20 protein-coding genes and 1 pseudogene are annotated in these 18,441 nt (G+C 54.3%); 12 read left to right on the top strand and 9 right to left on the bottom strand.

Annotated elements, in window-relative coordinates:
* The first annotated feature begins 421 nt into the window (after positions 1-421).
* From Q31a_RS31160 to Q31a_RS18625, 3 genes are all read left to right on the top strand, one after another.
* A complete protein-coding gene (locus tag Q31a_RS31160; protein WP_261342669.1) occupies positions 422-553 on the top strand; it encodes a hypothetical protein in 132 nt (43 codons plus the stop codon).
* A gap of 143 nt (positions 554-696) precedes the next feature.
* Entirely contained in the window at positions 697-1,056 is a 360-nt protein-coding gene (locus Q31a_RS30295) for a hypothetical protein (protein WP_197355393.1), read from the top strand.
* The gene (locus Q31a_RS18625) at positions 1,001-1,588 is read left to right on the top strand and encodes a glucuronyl esterase domain-containing protein (protein WP_145081248.1); all 588 of its coding nucleotides are present in this window, start codon (positions 1,001-1,003) and stop codon (positions 1,586-1,588) included. The genes Q31a_RS30295 and Q31a_RS18625 overlap by 56 nt, the downstream gene beginning before the upstream one ends.
* 5 nt (positions 1,589-1,593) lie before the next feature.
* Here the strand turns inward: Q31a_RS18625 and Q31a_RS30290 are convergent, their stop codons facing one another.
* The gene (locus tag Q31a_RS30290; protein ID WP_197356917.1) at positions 1,594-1,899 is read right to left on the bottom strand and encodes a glycoside hydrolase family protein; all 306 of its coding nucleotides are present in this window, start codon (positions 1,897-1,899) and stop codon (positions 1,594-1,596) included.
* A gap of 10 nt (positions 1,900-1,909) precedes the next feature.
* Between Q31a_RS30290 and Q31a_RS18620 the strand changes: the two are divergent.
* The 6 genes and pseudogenes from Q31a_RS18620 to Q31a_RS18595 all read left to right on the top strand — a co-directional run.
* A pseudogene (locus tag Q31a_RS18620) lies at positions 1,910-2,067 on the top strand (IS3-like element ISBlma5 family transposase); the annotation flags it as partial.
* Positions 2,068-2,652: 585 nt separating this feature from the next.
* A complete protein-coding gene (locus tag Q31a_RS18615; protein ID WP_391575339.1) occupies positions 2,653-4,077 on the top strand; it encodes a cytochrome ubiquinol oxidase subunit I in 1,425 nt (474 codons plus the stop codon).
* The gene (cydB, locus tag Q31a_RS18610; RefSeq protein WP_145081242.1) at positions 4,074-5,102 is read left to right on the top strand and encodes a cytochrome d ubiquinol oxidase subunit II; all 1,029 of its coding nucleotides are present in this window, start codon (positions 4,074-4,076) and stop codon (positions 5,100-5,102) included. Before Q31a_RS18615 ends, cydB begins: the two co-directional genes overlap by 4 nt.
* A gap of 717 nt (positions 5,103-5,819) precedes the next feature.
* Positions 5,820-6,764 carry an epimerase gene (locus tag Q31a_RS18605; protein WP_145081239.1) on the top strand — a complete coding sequence of 315 codons (945 nt, stop codon included), beginning with the start codon at positions 5,820-5,822 and terminating at the stop codon, positions 6,762-6,764.
* A 40-nt stretch (positions 6,765-6,804) separates the two neighbouring features.
* Entirely contained in the window at positions 6,805-7,482 is a 678-nt protein-coding gene (locus Q31a_RS18600; protein ID WP_231690827.1) for a YqjF family protein, read from the top strand.
* Positions 7,483-8,126: 644 nt separating this feature from the next.
* A complete protein-coding gene (locus Q31a_RS18595; protein WP_197355392.1) occupies positions 8,127-8,882 on the top strand; it encodes a class I SAM-dependent methyltransferase in 756 nt (251 codons plus the stop codon).
* Between the two features lie 1,089 nt (positions 8,883-9,971).
* Here the strand turns inward: Q31a_RS18595 and Q31a_RS18590 are convergent.
* The 8 genes from Q31a_RS18590 to Q31a_RS18555 form a co-directional block, all read right to left on the bottom strand.
* On the bottom strand, positions 9,972-11,207 hold the full coding sequence (locus tag Q31a_RS18590) for an RNA polymerase sigma factor (protein ID WP_145081230.1): 1,236 nt from the start codon (positions 11,205-11,207) through the stop codon (positions 9,972-9,974).
* Between the two features lie 9 nt (positions 11,208-11,216).
* Positions 11,217-11,633, bottom strand: coding sequence for a DoxX family protein (locus Q31a_RS18585; RefSeq protein ID WP_145081227.1), 417 nt, complete (start codon positions 11,631-11,633; stop codon positions 11,217-11,219).
* 99 nt (positions 11,634-11,732) lie between these two features.
* Positions 11,733-12,206: a VOC family protein gene (locus Q31a_RS18580; RefSeq protein WP_145081224.1), complete on the bottom strand. Its 474-nt coding sequence runs from the start codon at positions 12,204-12,206 to the stop codon at positions 11,733-11,735.
* Between the two features lie 9 nt (positions 12,207-12,215).
* On the bottom strand, positions 12,216-12,605 hold the full coding sequence (locus tag Q31a_RS18575) for a VOC family protein (protein ID WP_231690826.1): 390 nt from the start codon (positions 12,603-12,605) through the stop codon (positions 12,216-12,218).
* A gap of 77 nt (positions 12,606-12,682) precedes the next feature.
* Complete coding sequence (locus tag Q31a_RS18570) at positions 12,683-13,036, bottom strand: YciI family protein (RefSeq protein ID WP_145081221.1); 354 nt, start codon at positions 13,034-13,036, stop codon at positions 12,683-12,685.
* A gap of 108 nt (positions 13,037-13,144) precedes the next feature.
* On the bottom strand, positions 13,145-13,990 hold the full coding sequence (locus Q31a_RS18565) for a YciI family protein (RefSeq protein ID WP_145081219.1): 846 nt from the start codon (positions 13,988-13,990) through the stop codon (positions 13,145-13,147).
* Between the two features lie 63 nt (positions 13,991-14,053).
* A complete protein-coding gene (locus tag Q31a_RS18560) occupies positions 14,054-14,233 on the bottom strand; it encodes an SRPBCC domain-containing protein (RefSeq protein WP_145081216.1) in 180 nt (59 codons plus the stop codon).
* A gap of 54 nt (positions 14,234-14,287) precedes the next feature.
* A complete protein-coding gene (locus Q31a_RS18555) occupies positions 14,288-14,761 on the bottom strand; it encodes a DUF1579 domain-containing protein (protein ID WP_145081213.1) in 474 nt (157 codons plus the stop codon).
* 294 nt (positions 14,762-15,055) lie between these two features.
* Here Q31a_RS18555 and Q31a_RS18550 point away from each other — a divergent pair, with 294 nt between their 5' ends.
* The 3 genes from Q31a_RS18550 to Q31a_RS18540 all read left to right on the top strand — a co-directional run bounded on the left by Q31a_RS18550 (position 15,056) and on the right by Q31a_RS18540 (position 18,438).
* Complete coding sequence (locus Q31a_RS18550; protein WP_145081211.1) at positions 15,056-15,940, top strand: hypothetical protein; 885 nt, start codon at positions 15,056-15,058, stop codon at positions 15,938-15,940.
* A 333-nt stretch (positions 15,941-16,273) separates the two neighbouring features.
* A complete protein-coding gene (locus Q31a_RS18545) occupies positions 16,274-16,876 on the top strand; it encodes an RNA polymerase sigma factor (protein WP_145081208.1) in 603 nt (200 codons plus the stop codon).
* Positions 16,873-18,438, top strand: coding sequence for a serine/threonine-protein kinase (locus Q31a_RS18540; RefSeq protein WP_231690825.1), 1,566 nt, complete (start codon positions 16,873-16,875; stop codon positions 18,436-18,438). Before Q31a_RS18545 ends, Q31a_RS18540 begins: the two co-directional genes overlap by 4 nt.
* Positions 18,439-18,441 lie beyond the last annotated feature (3 nt).

The following is an 18,441-nucleotide window of genomic DNA, read 5'->3' as shown; positions in this document are numbered from 1 at the left end:
CGCCATGGAACATCCATCTCGCTACCTCGAGATGGAAGATCGGAAAAAAGGGCCGCCTTCATTTGGGAGGTTGGCGGAGGACTGGAGACTAGCCACTCGCAAGTCTTTGGCTGAACGATGCTTATTAGGTTGCAAGTCGCACTACGCTTGCAGGAGAAATATCACAATGCTCCATTTGGGCCGGTTGATGTGGACCCTGCCGTCGGTCTGTGTGTTGGGTTGGTGGAAGGCGTTTCCAAGCCGCTATTCGTTAGGTTAAACAACCTTTCAACAGACGCTATCCATTTACTCCCCGCATAGCGCAGAATGAACGGTGCGCCTGAGCTTAACGGAAGAAAAGTGTATTGCTCATTTTTCGCCTCGCTCACCGTTGGGATAGATTGCTGTTCGTTTTTAATCCGCGGTTAGGAACGTGGGTTACTTGGATCTGAATTTGGGGGGCATTCGCTGTTATTTCGTAGCTGTCGAGTCTGGCCTAATTGAGATCGATGCAAGCTCTGCGGAGGAATACGATCCCCCGGCGGCTCCAGTCGAGAGCGGCGTTTACGAATAATTGTTTAGGACGAGTCAATCATGCTTCGTATGCCGATGGTGCCCATTTTATGTGCGTTCATTTTTTCGATATCGCTAGCGTAAAAATTCGCTGCCACCAACTACGACGAGTCGAAAGTTCCGTCGTACGAACTACCAGGCGCTTTGATTGACAACGCGGGACAGTCCGTTGGACGCGACGAATGGGACGCGTATCGACGGGCGGAGGTACAGCGGTTGTTCGACTATTCGATCCATGGGAAATCGCCCAGTCGAAGATTGGCGGTAAGGCACAAAGTGGTTGAGACCGATCCCAAGGCTCTAGACGATCGTGCCACAAGCCGACAAATTGCCGCATTCTTTGGCGATGACGAGTATCGGTTCGACATCTTGCTGAACACTCCCAACAATTCGACGAGCCCTGTTGCCGGATTCGTCAGCTTGAATTTTAGCGTTAATCATACGGTCCATGCAGACCCGGCATCATCCAGCGAGGCACGGAAGAGGCTCGCGGCTCGTCCGTAGGTCGCTGGCAGGTGGAAATGGCTATCGAGCAACGTATGCACTTGCTACCGTATATCACGATCAGATTGATCCCGACAATTATCGCAACGACTTCACCGATGGTGTTCACCCCTTGTTCTATGGCAAGGGCCAATCGAAGCCCGAACCGACCGAGTGGGGTTCCATCGGTACCTGGGCTTGGAACTTGTCACGCGTTCTCGTCTATTTGGAAACGGACGAACAGGTTGATGCGTCGCGCATTGCAGTCATCGGGCATTCAAGACTCGGTAAAGCAGCTTTGTGGGCAAGTGCACAGGTTACTCGATTCGCGATGGTGATCAGCAATGATTCCGGTTGCGGCGGAGATGCACTCTACCGGCGTTGCTACGGTGCGCGGATTCACCACACGATCAAGCCGGTTGGCTATCGGTTCTGTACCAATCATCAACAGTACCAACACAAAGAAGACGCCCTGCCGGTGGATCAGCACATGCTGATGGCGCTCGTCGCACCTCGACCATTCTACGTTGCCAGTGCCACGAATGATCGTTGATCGGATTAGGTTGCTCGACTTTGTCGCACTGCATCTTTGACTCGCTGGGAATCCTTCGGGCCGCTATGATCCTCCCAGTGCACTGGCGACTTTCGCCAATCGAATAAATAGTTGCTGGTAGCTAGACCGAGCCTCTGGTACTTGCGTTGGTCGCGACGAGACAATCTCGTGTAGAACATTCCCCAATGCCCAGTCTTGTGCGGGGCGGGGAAAATATCCGCCGTCCACAGCATCCGCTTGTCCCAACTACCAGGATCACCAATGAATAGCGCATTGTTGACTTGCCGCCAGTTGATTGCGTTGGTCCTCACCGCGTGGGTTGCACGGGTCCAGGCAAGAGCCTGGCGCGAAGACTACACCGGCCACACAGTTCGCTTGGTTACCTGACTCCCACGGAGTTCGCACTTCGCTGTGCCGATTCCGTTCCGATCGCTGCGCTCACTCCACTCCACCAGCACAGCGAACAACCTGAACCGTAACGTTTTTCCTAAACAAACCTGTCATAACCCCTGATACAGTAAATGGGGGCATTCCATTGGGGCTCGTGCCTGCGTATTTTCTGGTCTTTGGGCACTGCATCGTGACGTGCGAGTTGAGATGCTAGTGGTCGTTCGGGGCAGCATTGTCGGCGACACGTCGAGATTGGTCGCCTGGTACGACAGCGGTGTCTATCGCGGCAGGAGGAGACGCTGAGTTAGGCGGCATTGAGTTGGCAGTACTCAGTTGCGGTACTGAGTTTGGCGGGATGGGCACTGAGAAACGCAATGAGCCTGTGACGCTGGGGGGCGCGCTGTCTCGTTGACTACCTCCTACCCCAAAGGGAAATATAGTTGAAGCACTAGTCGGAAAAGGGCCAGGGAAGCTAAGAGCCTCTGCGAGGATGCGACAAGAAACCGCCGCAATACAGTCGTCCGACTGCATCCACGGTATTCATCTAGCCTTTATGCCACTCAACATCGCAGATATGATGCAGCTTGGCGGTCCCGCATCAATCGATCTTCAGGAAAGCAAGGCATCTCGTGGACGTAGAACTACTCAGTCGCCTGCAGTTTGCTGGAACGATTATGTTCCACTATCTGTTTCCACCATTATCAATCGGATTGGGCTTGCAGCTCTTTTTGTGCGAATTGGCTTATGTGCGGACAAAGAATCTCGCATGGGAGGCTGCCGCACGATTCTGGACGCGTGTCTTTGCCGTCAACTTTGCGCTGGGCGTAGCCACGGGATTAGTGATGGAGTTTGAGTTTGGGACGAACTGGGCCGCCTATTCGCGGTTTGTCGGGGATGTGTTCGGTTCTGCACTGGCGGCAGAGGGAATCTTTGCGTTCTTTCTGGAGAGCGGGTTTCTGGCGGTGCTAGTATTTGGCTGGGACCGCGTTGGGCCTATGATGCATTTGTTTAGCACTTTGATGGTTTTCCTAGGCAGCGTCTTTAGTGCGGTTTGGATCGTCGTTGCCAACAGTTGGCAACAAACTCCGGCTGGTTACCATATCGTTTGGCATGACGTCCAAGGCGAGATGATGCCTCGCGCCGAGGTAACGGACTTTTGGGCGATGGTGTTCAACCCTTCATCGGTAGATCGGTTGACTCATACGGTAATCGGAGCGTTGGTGCTGGGCGCTTTCTTTGTCGCGTCAGTTAGCTCATTCTACTTGTTGAAGAAGCGACATGAAGACGTCGCCAAGCGTTGTTTGTCGATCGCCTTACCAACGGCATTGCTGTTTACGTTCCTCGCCGCACTGACCGGGCATGATTCCGCAAAGAAACTCGTGGAAACACAGCCTGCAAAACTCGGTGCGATCGAAGCACACTTTCACACGACCGACGAACCGACGGGGCTGTACGTTTTCGGCTGGCCCGACGCTGAAGAGGAAACCGTCCATTACGGGCTCCAGATACCTTACCTACTCAGTTTGATGGTCTATAGCGACCTTACTACACCCGTTCCAGGGCTGGACCAGATTCCCAGCTCTGAACACCCGCCCGTTTGGTTGCCATTTCAGACGTTTCACCTGATGGTTGCCATGGGGACACTGATGATTGCCGTGGCAATTTTGGGGTGCTGGTTTTGGTACCGAGGCACGTTTGAACGACAGCGCTGGTTGATGTGGATCATCGTGCTGATGCCGTTGGCCGCCATGACGGCAAATCAAGCTGGCTGGGTCACAGCGGAGGTCGGGCGGCAACCTTGGGTCGTCTACCCCTCAGTACAGGACGGTGTGGAAATGATGGGGATGCGAACTGCCGATGGGTTGAGCGAGTCGGTGACTGCAGAACAAGTTCTCAGTTCGATCATTTTGTTCGGTATCATTTACTCGCTGCTATTTGCAGTTTGGGTATTTGTACTTAACCATAAGATTCAGCATGGTCCTGAGACCGTGGAGGAATTGGAGCAGCATCACCGCCTGCATTCCAAGGAATCGTTGGCCAGGGCTATGGGCCACCGAGGAACATCCTACAGTTCGATGATGGACGAGGAAACACGATGAGCTACGACACTCTGACCCTGATCTGGTTTGTTTTGCTAGGTGTGCTGCTGTGCGGTTACGTGATCCTCGATGGCTTCGATTTGGGAGTTGGAATTCTACATCCGTTTATTGCCAAAGACGATCGAGAACGTCGTTTGGTGATGAATTCGATTGGACCGCTTTGGGACGGTAACGAAGTCTGGCTGGTAACTTTTGGAGGAGCACTGTTTGCTGCATTTCCGGTCGCCTATGCGACGGTCTTTAGCAGTTTCTACACGGCGTTCTTTCTGCTGCTCACCTGTCTGATCGGACGTGCCGTAAGTCTCGAATTCCGCTCCAAAGTGCACGCGAAAGCGTGGAGGAAACTGTGGGATGCTGGATTTTTTCTTTCCTCATTTACAGCAGCAGCCCTGCTTGGTATCGCAGCAGGAAATATTATGGCCGGAATGGAACTTGGCCCAAAGTATCACTATGAAGGTAGTTTGCTCAGCCAGATTTATTGGTATCCCTTGCTGGTTGGGGCGCTGACGACTTCCATGTTTGCGCTGCATGGTGCAATTTACCTTTACCTAAAGACGGAAGAGGAGTTGCAAGCGAGGTTGCGGAAGGCGATCACCCCACTCTTTTTAGTCTTTGCCAGCTTGTACGTCGTGGTTACCCTTGCAACGTGGTGGCACGTACCGCATGCCACCGAAAATATTGCGGCGAATCCTATCCTCTGGGTCGTTCCCGCTCTCAATGCTCTAGCTGTACTGAACATCCCCCGCGCAATGAGTTTGGGGAAGCCCCTATATGCGTTCTTCTCGTCTTCGATGGTGATTTTGGCTCTAGCGACACTTTTCAGCGTCGCCATCTTTCCAAACCTCATGCTTTCAACACTTGACCCTGCGTACAGCATTACCCTGTACAACGCTAGGAGCAGTCAGAATACCCTTCAAATAATGCTCCTAATTGCGGGATTGGGGATGCCGTGCGTTCTCAGCTACACGGTGATTGTCTATTGGATCTTCCGTGGAAAAGTGAAGCTCGACACGCACAGTTACTAAAGGTGCTCAGATACCATCGTCTGCAATTGGTCGCTAGTTTCTAGCCAGACGTTTACGCTGAGAGCCAATTGCGGCTAGGAATTGCAGGACGGTCGCTCCCCTCGGTCAGCTGCCACCACTGTCCCGGCATCCTCGGCCTGTGCGCCGCCCCGTAACTGTTGCTTCCATCTGTTGCTTGCTGGCGTTATCAATCTCTCCTTGCTTACGCGGCGGGTTGCAATGGAGGGTGTCTTCATGTGGTTGGGCTGGTGAGTACAATCGTGACACGCTGGGTGAGCAAGGACGTTAGATAAGCGGGCGATGGTTGAGGTGTGAACCCGCTCTGATGCTGCTGGCTGTTGCTTGCTGGCGTTGTCAATCTCTCCTTGCTCACGCGGCGGGTTGCAATGGAGGGTGTCTTCATGTGGTTGGGCTGGTGAGTACAATCGTGACACGCAGTGTGAGCAAGGACGTTAGATATGTGGGCGATGGTTGAGGTGTGAACCCGCTCTGATGCTGCTGGCTGTTGCTTGCTGCGATGTCAATCTCTCCTTGCTCACGCGGCGGGTTGCGATGGAGGGGGCTCCTGGTGGTTGGGCTGGCGAGAAAACTGTTTTCGAAGAATTGCCTGGATTCCAGTAGCTTAGGAGTTAAGCTGCATTCCGCATTGCGGTCAAAGAGAGCGGTGATCAGAGAGCTGCGTGATGAATTGAGGAATCCATAGATGCGAGTGCCAGCATGGAGCTAAACGGAAAGGCCGTTGTTATCGCAGGAGGGAGTGGATTTCTCGGCAGTTCGCTGGCGTCACATTTCGCGAGCTTGGGTGCGGCGGTGGCGATTCTTTCGCGTTCACGACCAAAACTGTTCGGCAATTGGAAACATACGAACTGGGACGGTCGAACGTCTGGGGACTGGATCGGTGTGCTCGAGGGTGCCGATGCCGTGATCAACTTGGCAGGGCGAACGGTCAACTGCATAAAGACCCCCGATCACCAGGATGAGATTTTGCGCTCCCGGGTCGAATCGACTCGGGTGCTGGGGATAGCTATGCGGGATCTCAGGTCTCCACCTCCGGTATGGGTGCAGATGAGTACCGCGCACATCTATGGCGACCCTGCAGCAGTCGTATGCACTGAGCAGGCTCATGAGGGGATAGGGTTTGCCCCGACCGTGGGGCGTGCCTGGGAAGCAGAGTTTGCGGAAAGCAAGTTGCCCGAGCAACGTGGCGTCATTCTTCGCACTAGCTTTGTTGTCGGCCGAGATCGAGGGGCAGGCGGCGGTGCCTTGGCAGCGTTGCGGTTGCTTGCAATGCTTGGATTCGGTGGTCGAGTCGGTCTGGGGACGCAGGGATTTTCATGGATTCACGAAGCGGACTTGAACAACTTGTTTTCCAAGGCCATTGTGGACGATTCCGTGTCGGGTGTTTACATTGCCTCCGCGCCTGCCCCTGTCTCGCAAGTTGAGTTTATGAGGACGCTTCGTCGAGTCCTGGGCGTGCCCTTCGGCCTGCCCGCGGCTGCTTGGATGGTCCGTGTCGGAGCTCCACTCCTGTTTCGCACCGACCCAGAACTGGCTCTCTACGGGCGTTACGTAAAATCGCAGCGACTGTCGGAAAATGGATTTGTGTTTCAATTTCCCGAACTGGAGGGGGCATTGAGAGAGCTTTATGGCCGCAGCAAGTGATCGAACTTGGGATTTACCCAAGCAGCCTTGGGTTTTACAGATGATGTGGTCTAAATTACTGTTCGCGCATTGGCCGGTCGAACCCTCCGTCCTTGCTTCGCTGTTACCCGACGGGCTCCAATTGGATATTCGGGATGGGCAAGCTTGGGTGGGAGTAGTTCCATTCTTGATGTCGAATGTGAGGCCGAGGTGCTGCCCGTCCATTCCGATCTTGAGTAGCTTTTTGGAGCTGAATGTTCGCACCTATGTCACGCTGGACGGAAAACCTGGAGTGTGGTTTTTCTCATTGGATGCTGCAAGTTGGTTTGCAGTTCGCGCCGCACGAGCTACGTATCATTTGCCTTACATGGATGCCAAAATGTCGTTGAGCAAGGAGGATGCATCGGCAATTCGATACCGCAGTGAGAGGACGCAGTGTGGGGAGCCACCGGCGAGCTTTGATGCAAGTTATCAATGCGTTGGCAAACCGTTCCACGCTCGACCTGGAACGTTGGAGTTTTGGCTAACCGCCCGTTACTGCCTCTACAGTATCGACCGCCACGGACGCGTTTGCAGAGGCGAGATCGATCACGCCTCTTGGACGCTATCCAGTGCGAGTTGGAGAATGCGGCAGAACACGATGGGAAATCCGTGGCAATTCGATCTAACGGGCCAGCCGCATCTACTGGTTGCACAACCGGTCAAGGTATGCGCATGGATGCCGGTGCGTTGCGGTTAAACGCTAGCTCTTTTTGCCGATCCTTAACGAACCTAGCAAAATGCGGTTCACTGTACTTTGTCTCAGCGGTCCATAGGGAGACGTCGGCGATGCAGCCTCTGTTTCTCGAATCGGCTGAGCAGGCACTCGTTTAGGCCGAGCCGTTCCGTTATAGTTCAAAGTCGCTCGGACCTCTCGCCATCCCCGAGCCCTAGGCAAGTCTACCAAGCCGAATGTCCTGCGCGAGTTAGCACAGGCTGGTACCCAACCGGGGAATATTCGGCCAGCTGAACTCGAAAAGTTCTGGAGGATGCAGGAGGATCGCAAACTGATTCTCTGGGAAGTGGTGGTGACAGTACTTCGTTGGATCGAAGTTGGAGAGTATTATGGGGGGCCTAGGCCGTATGCTCAATGTTCGAACAAATCGAGGCGGTTGGAAGGATGAGGTTGGCTAACTAGTTCCCCTTAGCCGATTGCGTGGCGATCAAGTCTGGGGGCTGTCCTCTCGCGTCGTTGTGTCAGCGGTGTGCATGTGTGATTGCCATGGGAATGCCTTGCCCGTCGGCGGCGCAATAGCCGTGGGACTTGTCGCTCATTAGCCAGAAAACTATGACAACCGATCTTGGAAGCGTCTCAATCAAACTTGGATGAACGGGTGTGAATTGATGAAGTACCATAAACCGACCAGCTTGCAAGACAAGTCGACTGTCGAGGAGATCCGCCGGCGATTCGACAGCGACGTGGAACGCTTCAGTGATTTGGAGACAGGTCAGTCGGCGACGATCGACGCACCGCTAGCCATGGAGCTGATAACCCATGCGGCGGTTGCCTCTACGACCACCATTCGCCGTGTGCTCGATGTCGGTTGTGGTGCGGGCAACAATACAATTCGACTTCGACAAGTCTATGGCAGGCATTTTGACATCGACCTAGTAGATTTGAGCCAACCGATGTTGGTGCGAGCTGAGGAGCGTGTCCGCCAAGCAGGGGTGGGAGAGCTCCGAGTTCATCATGGCGACTTTCGCGTTGCCGAATTGCCGGCAGGATCCTTTGACGTGATCTTGGCCGCGGCTGTGCTGCACCACTTGCGAGACGATGCCGACTGGTTGGCTGCTTTTGAGAAGATCTATCGTCTACTTGCACCCGGAGGATCGGTGTGGATTACGGATCTCGTTGGGCACGAGACCGACGTGATTCAGGGCATGATGTGGCTCCGGTACGGCCATTACCTCAGCGAGCTGGGGGGCGATGAGTATCGCGACCAAGTCTTCGCCTATATCGACCAAGAGGATTCGCCGCGTCCAGTGACTTATCAACTCGATCTCCTACGCCGAGTCGGTTTCTCAAGCGTCGAACTCCTGCACAAGAATTCCTGCTTTGCTGCCTTTGGAGCGATCAAAAGAACTCGTCTGTCTAATTGATCCGAACCCTTTCTCGGCGAATGACCTCATCAGGCCATTGTCGGATCTGGCAAATAGCTAGTTTAAGCTCGCCCTCGTTGAAAACACAGTGTGTCGGATAGGCAGGCTGGAGTTTGCATTGTACGAGTCAGGGAGGAATCTCGGGCGTCTCGTTATGTGCTGGGACAGCGCGGTAGGCACGTAGGACGCCCTGCTCACGCGGCGATTGAGAATGGCTCCTGGTGGTTGGGCTGGTAATCGCAAGCGTAACCCGCTGCGTTAGCAAGGACGTGGGACATGCAGGCGATGGTTATGGTGTGAACTTGCTCTGATGCTGCTGGATGTTGCTTGCTGGCGTTGTCAGTCGCTCCTTGCTTACGCGGCGGGCGGCAATGGAGGGTGTATGATTGTTGGGCTGGTGAGTGCAATCGTGACACGCTGCATTAGCAAGGACTTGGGTTTGCAGGCGGTGGTTTTGGTGTGAACTTACTCTGACGCTGCTGGCTGTTGCTTGCTGGCGTTGTCAGTCTCTCCTTGCTTACGCGGCGGGCGGCAATGGAGGGTGTATGATTGTTGGGCTGGTGAGTGCAATCGTGACACGCTGCGTTAGCAAGGACTTGGGTTTGCAGGCGATGGTTATGGTGTGAACTTGCTCTGATGCTGTTGGCTGTTGCTTGCTGGCGTTGTCGGTCGCTCCTTGCTTACGCGGCGGGTTGCAATGGAGGGTGGATGATTGTTGGGCTGGTGAGTGCAATCGTGACACGCTGCATTAGCAAGGACTTGGGTTTGCAGGCGGTGGTTTTAGTGTGAACTTACTCTGACGCTGCTGGCTGTTGCTTGCTGGGATAGTCAGTCTCTCCTTGCTTACGCGGCGGGTTGCAATGGAGGGTGGCCGTGGAAGTTGGACTGGCGAGAAAGTCGTAACCCGCTGCGTTAGAAAGGACTTGGGTTTGCAGGCGATGGTTATGGTGTGAACTTGCTCTGATGCTGCTGGCTGTTGCTTGCTGGCGTTGTCAATCTCTCCTTGCTCACGCGGCGGGTTGCAATGGAGGGTGCTCCGCGGTTCACGGAATGGCAAGTTGAGTTTGCGTGAACATCGCCCGCTTACTGCTAGTTGGAGGTGAGCAATGTGATCTTTTGACGCAAGAAACGTTGCTCGGTTTCTTGCTGGGCCAATTTCAACGCCTGTTCAAATGCGATTTTAGCGTCAGCTGGTTGTCCGACTCGTCGTAGAAGCTCACCGCGCGCCGCATGGGCCAATGAGTACTCTCGTAGTTCCCCTCGCTTGAGGATTTTGTCAATAATTGCCAATCCTGCGGCAGGACCATCCCGCATGGCAATCGCTACAGCGCGGTTCAGTTCCACGATAGGGGACGGCTCCGCGCGGAGCAGTATGTCGTACAAGGCCACGATTTGTGGCCAGTCGGTTTCTGCGGCGACTTGGGCATCGGAATGCACGGCGGAGATGGCGGCTTGAATGGTGTAGACTCCAAAGCGTCGGGATCGGAGCGCTTGGTCGATGAGTTGCTTGCCTTCGCCAATCAACTCCTGTTTCCACAGCTGGCGATTCTGCTCTTCCAGCAAGACGATGTTGTGATCTTGATCGAGTCTCGCCTCGCGCCTCGATTCGTGCAAGAGCATCAAAGCCAACAGACCCAGCACTTCCGGATCCGGTAGCAATTCCAATAGCAAGCGATTGAGTCGAATTGCTTCGTCCGATAGATCCGTACGTATCAAGCTTGCGCCACTTGACGCCGAATAGCCTTCGTTGAAGACGAGATAGATAACGGTCAGGACGGAATCGAGTCGTGCTGGTAAGTCCGCCAGCGAGGGAATCACGAACGGAATGCGCGCATCACGAATTTTCGCCTTCCCTCGGACGATCCGCTGCGCCAACGTTGAGGGGGCCATTAGGAAGGCGCGGGCAATCTCTTCCGTCGTCATGCCGCATACTTCTCGCAGGGTAAGCGGAATCTGCACCTTGGGGGCAATAGCGGGATGGCAGCATGTAAAAATCAATCGCAAGCGATCGTCTTGGATGTCATGCTCCGCCAGTGAATGATTGGCGGCCTCGATCTCTGATAATCGTAACGCAACCTCCGGTTGCAGGTCCCTTAGCCGTGCGCGCCGACGCATTGAGTCGATGGCTTTGAACCGTCCGGTCGAGACTAACCACGACGTTGGATTTGCCGGCATTCCTTGATTGCTCCATTGCTCAAGCGCGGCAGCGAACGCCTCATGCATGGCTTCTTCTGCCATGTCAAAATCACCCAACAGGCGAACAAGTGTTGCAAACACTTTCCGCGAACTGTCACGATACAGCTTGTCGAATTCTATTGCGTTCATCTGCTCTGTTTAGTTTGCAGAGGAGGTGGAACCCGCTGTAGGATTCGTAAGCGGTGAGCCGAAGGCAAGTCGAAAAATTACCGGTTGCCGCAAGCCCAGTGCGACCCAAACGATAACTCCCAGGACGACCGGGAAGAAGGAGGGCTCTTCAATCCGCACATGGACGCCGACGGCTCCTCCCAAGTAGGCGGTGAGGAGAATGGCACCCAGGAACGAAGTACGTGGAATCAAGAATAAGATGGTAATGGCGACCTCGAGTATCCCGACATTGAACAAGACTTTTTCCGTCCAACCCATGTGGGCGAACATTTCGGTTTTGCCCTCCCATTCGGTGAATTTTCCCATGGCGCTCGCAAAAATTAAGAATACTGCGACCAGCGTGCTTAGCACCCAGCCGGCTACTCGTAACCGATTCGATGAGGACAATTTCTAATTCCAATTGCAAGTTGATTTCGTGACACGGATGCATCAAACCTTCGTTTGAAAACACCGCAGGACGCGAGGCCTAGGACGCTCTGGTAAAAGTTAATCGCTACCTGCAAACGCTTGTTGCAGCGCAGCGATGTCCAGCTTCTTCATCTGCCATAGAGACTCGAACATACGTTGGATTTTAAGCGGCTCACCACTCTCCAGCCACTGTTGTAGCTGAACTGGTACGATCTGCCAGAACATGCCGAATTTGTCTTGCAGCCATCCGCAGGAAACTTCGCGTCCACCGTCAGCGCTGAGCTGAGTCCAAAGCAAGTCGAGTTCGTGTTGGCTGTTGCAAGAGATTGACAAGGAGATTGCTTCAGTGAATTTCCAATCTTGACCTGCGTTGAGCGCAACGAACTTCATGCCAGCGAGTTCGAACTCAACGGTCAACACCGAACCATTCATCGGATTCGCAAGCGTACGAAGGATTTTTGAGTTCGGCAGAGTTGAAGTGTAGAACTTCGCGGCCTCTTCGGCACGATCGACGTAGGACAAGAAAGGTGTGATGGCTTGCTTAATTTGCATAGAAGGCTCCTAATTTATCGAATGCAGGCCGAGCATATTGCCCTCGGTATCTACTGCCAAGGCCACAAAGCCATACTGACCGATCGACATCTTCGGCTTTTGAATTTTCCCCCCTGCTACTTCGACTCTGGCAGCTTCGACGGCACAGTCAGCACAAGAGAAATAGACCAGCGTACTATTGCCGCCTGACGAAACACCGTCCATTTTCGCGAGTGCCCCAGATGCACCACCAGCCTCCATTTGCATCGGGAAAGCAAACATCTCAAATTCGGGCTGGGGGGACTCTAACCGTGTTAGCTCAATGTCCAATACTCTTTCATAAAACTCTCTCGACCGCTTCATGTCCTGTACGTAGATTTCAAACCATCCAACCGGGTTGCGGTTCAGCGTATTGCTCATAATGTTGTTCCTGGAAAAGCTGGCAATCAAAAAGGTGGGCCGCACCCCGCGTCTGAGGACGCCCCACTGCAGCTGCGTTAGGCGGGGGGGGCTGGCAATGGGAAAAGTGGGCGAATCTCGACAGTTCCCTTTTTGGCAGGAGGCAGTCTAGCTGCAATCTCGATAGCTTCATCAAGATTTCCTACGTCGATGATGTAGTAACCGCCGAGTTGTTCCGTCGTTTCTGCGAATGGTCCATCGGTGATCTGACGCTGCCCGTCCACCACTCGAACGCTAGTCGCTGTAGTCACTGAATGGAGAGGAGAGGAGGCAATCCACTTTCCCTCCCTCTCTAGCTCCTCACAGATGCCCATCGAATCGAGCATACATTCCTTGCGTTCGTCTTCCGTCCAATTACTTTCCTTACCATAGATTAGTAGCATGTATTTCATAGGTATTCCTTGTTGTGGGCGTTCGAGATACGAGGGGCGTTCACGGAACATTCGAGAAAGCGGTTATTGAACAGCGGGTTATTGAACAGCGGGTTATTGAACAGCGGGTTATTGAGGTGCACCTGGAACCATCACCATCCAACCCACGCCAAACTTGTCCGTCAGCGTGCCATACCGAGGGGACCAGAATGTCGTGGCAAGTGGCATTTCAATTTTTCCTCCATCTGCGAGGCCTTGGAACACCAGGTCAGCGTCGGCTTCGGTTGGAACCAATAGCGTCAGACGAAAACCACTAAACGCCGTTCGATCGTCGCAACCGTCGGATGCCATGATTGTCGTAGAGCCGACTTGGAAGGACGCATGCATTATCTTCTTTTCGAATCCCGCTTGTAGCATGCCTTCAGGCACGGCATCGGGACTTTCGTCGAAACGCATTGCCATGATGACTTTAGCGCCAGCTGCCTGTTGGTAGAAGGCCAGTGCCTCCTCGCAGCGACCGCCAAAGAAGAGATACGGTTGCACGACGGCATTCTGCGTCGCAAGACGCGAACGCAAGCCATCTTCTTGGTTCACGACAGCGCCCGAGGGATCGCTTCCCGCGAAGTCTGTCATCTCAAAGACTTTGCGGATCTCAATGTCGGAATCCTCCAGCATGGGGTTGGGACAACGTTTGCCCCATGCAATCGCATCCTCCATGGAATCAACTTCCCATACCCAATAGCCAGCGATGAGTTCCTTCGTTTCCGCAAACGGTCCTTCGGTGACCCTGCGAGTGCTGCCCGAAAAATGGATACGGACACCTTCCGAGCTGGGTTTCAGGCCTTCTCCAGCCCGGAGTACGCCGGCATCGACCAGTTTCTGGTTGAATTTCCCCATGTCGCTCAGCAGTTGTTCGCTAGGCATTTCGCCAGCTTCTGAACTTTGAGTCGCTTTCACTAGGACCATGACTTTCATCGGCTTGTTCTCGATTTCTAGGTTTCTACGGGAATGGTGTGACGTGGAGTTGAGCGGCGGTAGCTAACCACCGTCGGGAATCTCCGGCTCGACGAGCTGAGCGAGCATTTGCAGTGATTCCTGCCAGCCTAGGTAGCAAAATTCTGTTGGAATTGCGGCCGGAATTCCTTGTTGTATTACCTCGAGCTCGGTGCCGCAGAGGACTTTCTGCAGTGTAACTGCGATTGGCATCTCACCAGGCATGATTGGCCTTCAAACGTAGAGGGAATAGAAACTGAGAGCACTGGGCACTCGTAGTTAGCTCCGGATATGATTCCCGCTCATGAACTGCTGCCAAGTGGTATCCTCCAACTGCATTTCGCTCGTGAAAAGCCAGTGGTCGCGATCGATGATTGCAATTGTATCGCGGTAGTTGCACGTCCCGGTACCATCGAAAGCGGGACCTTGCGATTCGAGAGGGAGTCGATTGTTCTTCGCCTCGAGCACTCCTCGGTAGTGCCAAATATTGGCCATCATGGAAGCGATGAAAGTACCAACGTATTGATTGAGGGCTGGATCAAATCCGACGGTCAAGATCGACGACCAAGCTTCACTTCCTTCCGATTCACCATTGCTCTCGCAGACTAGCCACATGCCACCAAGCGATCGACACCGCATTTGGCCCAGAGTGGAAGATTTAGTTCCGTCGGGCGTTTGGCAGACGTGCTCAAAATCCCAATTGCCAACGAGCTGGTCTAGCCAACGATGTTCTGATTGTGGTTTAGCGAACATAGACACCTTTTTTCACCTTCTGCAATAGCTGTGGGGGGGAGCGGAATTTACTAGATTCTGTAGTTGTCGAACAAGACAGCACGCAATCGACACGACTCACGCCGCATTGTAAAAAGAGGTGTTGTGCGTGTACGAATAGGAAAGATGTTGGGAACAATGCAAGCGGCCTAGGCTGACTTTGCGATGCTGCGCTCCTCTACGCGCCCCTTAAGAAATACGCGCCCCTTAAGAAACTGGCTGCCCAGGCTTTGCCTCTTCAGGGGGGCTCCATGACTCCAGCAGGAGTAGGGTTCGATGCGATTTTACACGACCGTAATCATTGCCTTGATGCTTGGCTTCTTCTCGGTAGGTTGGGGCGATGGGTTGCAGTCGGTGAAGGCTCAGGAGCCAGCAAGGCCGCCTGGGGAATTCGAGGCGGCTCGCGGCGAGAACTATATCGTTTATGCCATGCGTAAAACAGAACTGCAGGACTTTCTACTAGGGGCAAGCGGCAAGCATCACCGCGAAGATTACACGGTGTATGTGATCGTTGATGGAAGTTCCTTGTTCACTCCGGAGGGGTTACTGGACTTGAGCAAACTCGAGTGGGATGAGCTGGCGAGCGAGGTGCGCAAGCTGCGAAAGGATGAGCGTAGCGTGGCTGTGTTTCATGTGTTAGCGGGTGGGCCAGGAGATCACAAAGCCCTAACATGGTTGTTCGAAGGATTCGCGCGCAGTCGATGTAGGTTTAATCATTTTTATTGGCGTGTTAGTTCCCATCGAGGTGCCTTCTGGGAGCGAATTGAACAGAGCCAAGCTGACGTTTCTAGCGAAGGGGCAGGAGAAGAGGCGGGGATTGGGAACGATCTGGTGAAAGTGTTCCCGGTACAAACATTTCTCAGCCGCTTCCACAGCGACAATGCGAATTGTGTCGTACGCATCCTCCCCCAGCTAGTGGCGCAAGAGCGTGTCGGGCTGCACGGTGTGATCCGCGCTTCGATGTTAAAGTTTGTGCCGACGGTCGACGTTTCCAGCAAGAAACGGCTGCTGGTGTTGGGCAATTACCACACCGATGCCAGCGAGACGATCGATTGGCTGCGAACAGAAGGATTCGGCAGGTTGGCTGACAAGCTTGGCTATGATGAGGTTACTGACCAGTTCGCGGAGTATTCCTTCCTACTGAAGAAGGCTGAGGAATAGCCTCGGGCTTAATGCGATTGCTGGCTAGACGACTTGTTGATTTAAGAGCCCTTGGGGGGACCTAGAGGGGCGCATCCCCTGTGGTCCTCTATTGGCAATCCATCGGCCTTTCGCTAGCGGCGGGTTGCTATTTCGACAATCCGCAGCGGGGGGATGGGGAAGGTAAGCCCTGTGGAATGTTCATGGCAGATTGCGGCAATATTCCTAGGAATTACAGGCTGTCTGGTCCGATTTTGCAATTCTCTCTGCATACCGTGCAAGAATCGGCGGCAGTCTGTGTCTTTGCAATGTACAGACTTGCAAAGTACAGAGTCCCTTTGGAAGTGAGGTTCGATGATACCCAGTCCTCCCGAAACGCGAGCAAGTCTGATTCTGCGGTTGCCGAACGCGGCGGATGTGGCGGCCTGGGATGAATTGATCGAGATCTACGGCCCTCTGGTGTTTCGGCTAGGGATTCGAAGCGGGTTGCAGGCGGCTGATGCGGACGATCTGGTGCAGGAGGTGTTTGCTGCCATTGCTCGCTCGGTGTCGGACTGGCTGGAGCGGGCGGATCGAGGCCGATTTCGGGCCTGGCTGTTTCGGATTGCACGAAACACGGCAGTCAATCAGCTGACGCGGCGCGCCACGCGGACATGGGGAACTGGAGGCAATGAAGCAACTCAGCGGCTGGCTGAGGTTCCGCAGTCGCTATCGGATTTGCCTAGTGAGTTTGATCTTGAATACCGCCGCGAGGTTTTCTCGTGGGCCGCTGCCAAAGTCCGTGATTGCGTATCCGTCACCACGTGGCAAGCATTCTGGATGACGCATGTCGAAGGAGTTTCCATTCCAGTTGCTGCTAGGCGGCTGGGAATTACGGTCGGCACGGTCTATGTCGCTCGAAGTCGCGTGATGAATCGATTGCAGGAATTGGTCAAGCAACGTGAGGTGGTAGAATGAATCAGACGAATACCCCTTGTGATGATCGCCTATTGCATTCGCTGTTGCAGGCTCAGGAGGATAGCGAACCGTATCTTCGAGCATCACGCCATGTGGACCATTGTGCCCGCTGTCAATTGCGACTGGAAGAACTCGCCGCTGCGCCAGCCTTTTGGTCGGATGCGGGCGCAATTTTGGCGTCGACCGGACATCCACTTGCTCACGAAGATGTAGCTGATGTCGAAAACCCTTGCTACCGGTCTGAGCGAAAGCGTTACCCGACGGCCTGGACTGACTCCATGGCTCAGCAACTGCTGTCGCCGCCATCGCATCCAGAGATGTTGGGCCGCATCGGCCGCTATGAAGTCGAACGGCTGATCGGCTGGGGCGGTATGGGGGTCGTTTTCAAAGCCTTTGACACAGAGCTGAACCGTCCCGTAGCCATCAAGGTTCTCGCACCGTTCCTGGCTGGCAGCGGCGCGGCGCGAAAGCGGTTCGCTCGCGAAGCTCGAGCGGCCGCTGCCGTTGTGCACGAGCATGTTGTGGCGATTCACAATGTCGAAACTGACGGAGAGTCCCCGTTTCTGGTGATGCCCTTGGTGGTGGGGGAGTCGTTGCAGCAACGCATCGACCGCGAGGGGCCACTGGAGCTCTGCGAGCTGCTGCGCATTGCCACGCAGACCGCAGCGGGACTGGCGGCGGCCCACGCTCAAGGTTTGGTCCATCGTGACGTGAAGCCCTCGAATATCTTGTTGGAACAGGGGGTGGAACGCACGCTACTGACCGATTTTGGGCTGGCTCGAGCCAGTGACGACGCCAGTTTAACTCATAGCGGCTACCATCCTGGTACTCCGCAGTACATGTCACCCGAACAGGCGCGTGGTGAATCGATTGACGCACGCAGCGATCTGTTCAGCCTGGGAAGTGTCATCTATGCCATGAGCACCGGGCATCCTCCGTTCCGCGCCGAAACTACTTACGGGATTTTGCGGCGCATTACGGACAACGAACCTCGCAGTCTCCGGGAAGTTAGCGCTGCAATTCCTACATGGCTGGAAGGCATCGTACGGAAGCTGCTTGCCAAGGATCTGTCCGACCGATTTCAAACCGCCGAAGAGGTCGCCGAACTGTTAGAGCAATGCCTTGCTCATGTTCAGCAGCCAACTGCAGTGTCACTGCCCGAACGCTGTCAAAAACTTCTAGGTCACACTGTGGAAGTGAATGAATCCAACCAAAGGAACTTTTCCACCGCCTTGCGGCCGATTCAACAGCGATGGAATGCCATTTCCAATACTTGGCGTGTGGGGGGGATCGTGGCCGGCGTTGGTGTCTTGGGCCTGGTCAGCTTGCTGAGTGTTCAAGAACGAAGTCTGGAGCAATTGCGCGGTGAACCGCCAGATAGCGGCGCAGCTCAGTTTAGCAACGCCTCTGCGGCGATTTCAAATGCCGTTGATCCCGCCGAATCTCCAGCCCTGTGGGATCAGACCAGCCATGAGCTCCGTCACTTCAGCGACGATCTAACCCTGTTCGAAGCCCGTTCACAACACCTGTGGGATGAAATGCCCACTGTAGCGAAGGAGTAACCC

The sequence above is a fragment of the Aureliella helgolandensis genome (genome assembly GCF_007752135.1).
GTDB lineage: Bacteria > Planctomycetota > Planctomycetia > Pirellulales > Pirellulaceae > Aureliella > Aureliella helgolandensis.
Note: the sequence above shows the minus strand (reverse complement) of the source record. Positions and strands in the feature narration are given on the sequence as shown.

What these genes read in the sequence shown, in the direction of transcription:
- Q31a_RS18540 (WP_231690825.1), top strand. Translation starts at nt 16,873, where the DNA reads ATGAATCAGACGAATACCCCTTGTGATGATCGCCTATTGCATTCGCTG.
- Q31a_RS18545 (WP_145081208.1), top strand. Translation starts at nt 16,274, where the DNA reads ATGATACCCAGTCCTCCCGAAACGCGAGCAAGTCTGATTCTGCGGTTG.
- Q31a_RS18565 (WP_145081219.1), bottom strand. Translation starts at nt 13,990, where the DNA reads ATGAAAGTCATGGTCCTAGTGAAAGCGACTCAAAGTTCAGAAGCTGGC.
- cydB (WP_145081242.1), top strand. Translation starts at nt 4,074, where the DNA reads ATGAGCTACGACACTCTGACCCTGATCTGGTTTGTTTTGCTAGGTGTG.
- Q31a_RS18590 (WP_145081230.1), bottom strand. Translation starts at nt 11,207, where the DNA reads ATGAACGCAATAGAATTCGACAAGCTGTATCGTGACAGTTCGCGGAAA.
- Q31a_RS18605 (WP_145081239.1), top strand. Translation starts at nt 5,820, where the DNA reads ATGGAGCTAAACGGAAAGGCCGTTGTTATCGCAGGAGGGAGTGGATTT.
- Q31a_RS18600 (WP_231690827.1), top strand. Translation starts at nt 6,805, where the DNA reads ATGATGTGGTCTAAATTACTGTTCGCGCATTGGCCGGTCGAACCCTCC.
- Q31a_RS18570 (WP_145081221.1), bottom strand. Translation starts at nt 13,036, where the DNA reads ATGAAATACATGCTACTAATCTATGGTAAGGAAAGTAATTGGACGGAA.
- Q31a_RS18595 (WP_197355392.1), top strand. Translation starts at nt 8,127, where the DNA reads ATGAAGTACCATAAACCGACCAGCTTGCAAGACAAGTCGACTGTCGAG.
- Q31a_RS18550 (WP_145081211.1), top strand. Translation starts at nt 15,056, where the DNA reads ATGCGATTTTACACGACCGTAATCATTGCCTTGATGCTTGGCTTCTTC.
- Q31a_RS18615 (WP_391575339.1), top strand. Translation starts at nt 2,653, where the DNA reads ATGTTCCACTATCTGTTTCCACCATTATCAATCGGATTGGGCTTGCAG.
- Q31a_RS18575 (WP_231690826.1), bottom strand. Translation starts at nt 12,605, where the DNA reads ATGAGCAATACGCTGAACCGCAACCCGGTTGGATGGTTTGAAATCTAC.
- Q31a_RS18580 (WP_145081224.1), bottom strand. Translation starts at nt 12,206, where the DNA reads ATGCAAATTAAGCAAGCCATCACACCTTTCTTGTCCTACGTCGATCGT.
- Q31a_RS18560 (WP_145081216.1), bottom strand. Translation starts at nt 14,233, where the DNA reads ATGCCTGGTGAGATGCCAATCGCAGTTACACTGCAGAAAGTCCTCTGC.
- Q31a_RS18555 (WP_145081213.1), bottom strand. Translation starts at nt 14,761, where the DNA reads ATGTTCGCTAAACCACAATCAGAACATCGTTGGCTAGACCAGCTCGTT.
- Q31a_RS18625 (WP_145081248.1), top strand. Translation starts at nt 1,001, where the DNA reads ATGCAGACCCGGCATCATCCAGCGAGGCACGGAAGAGGCTCGCGGCTC.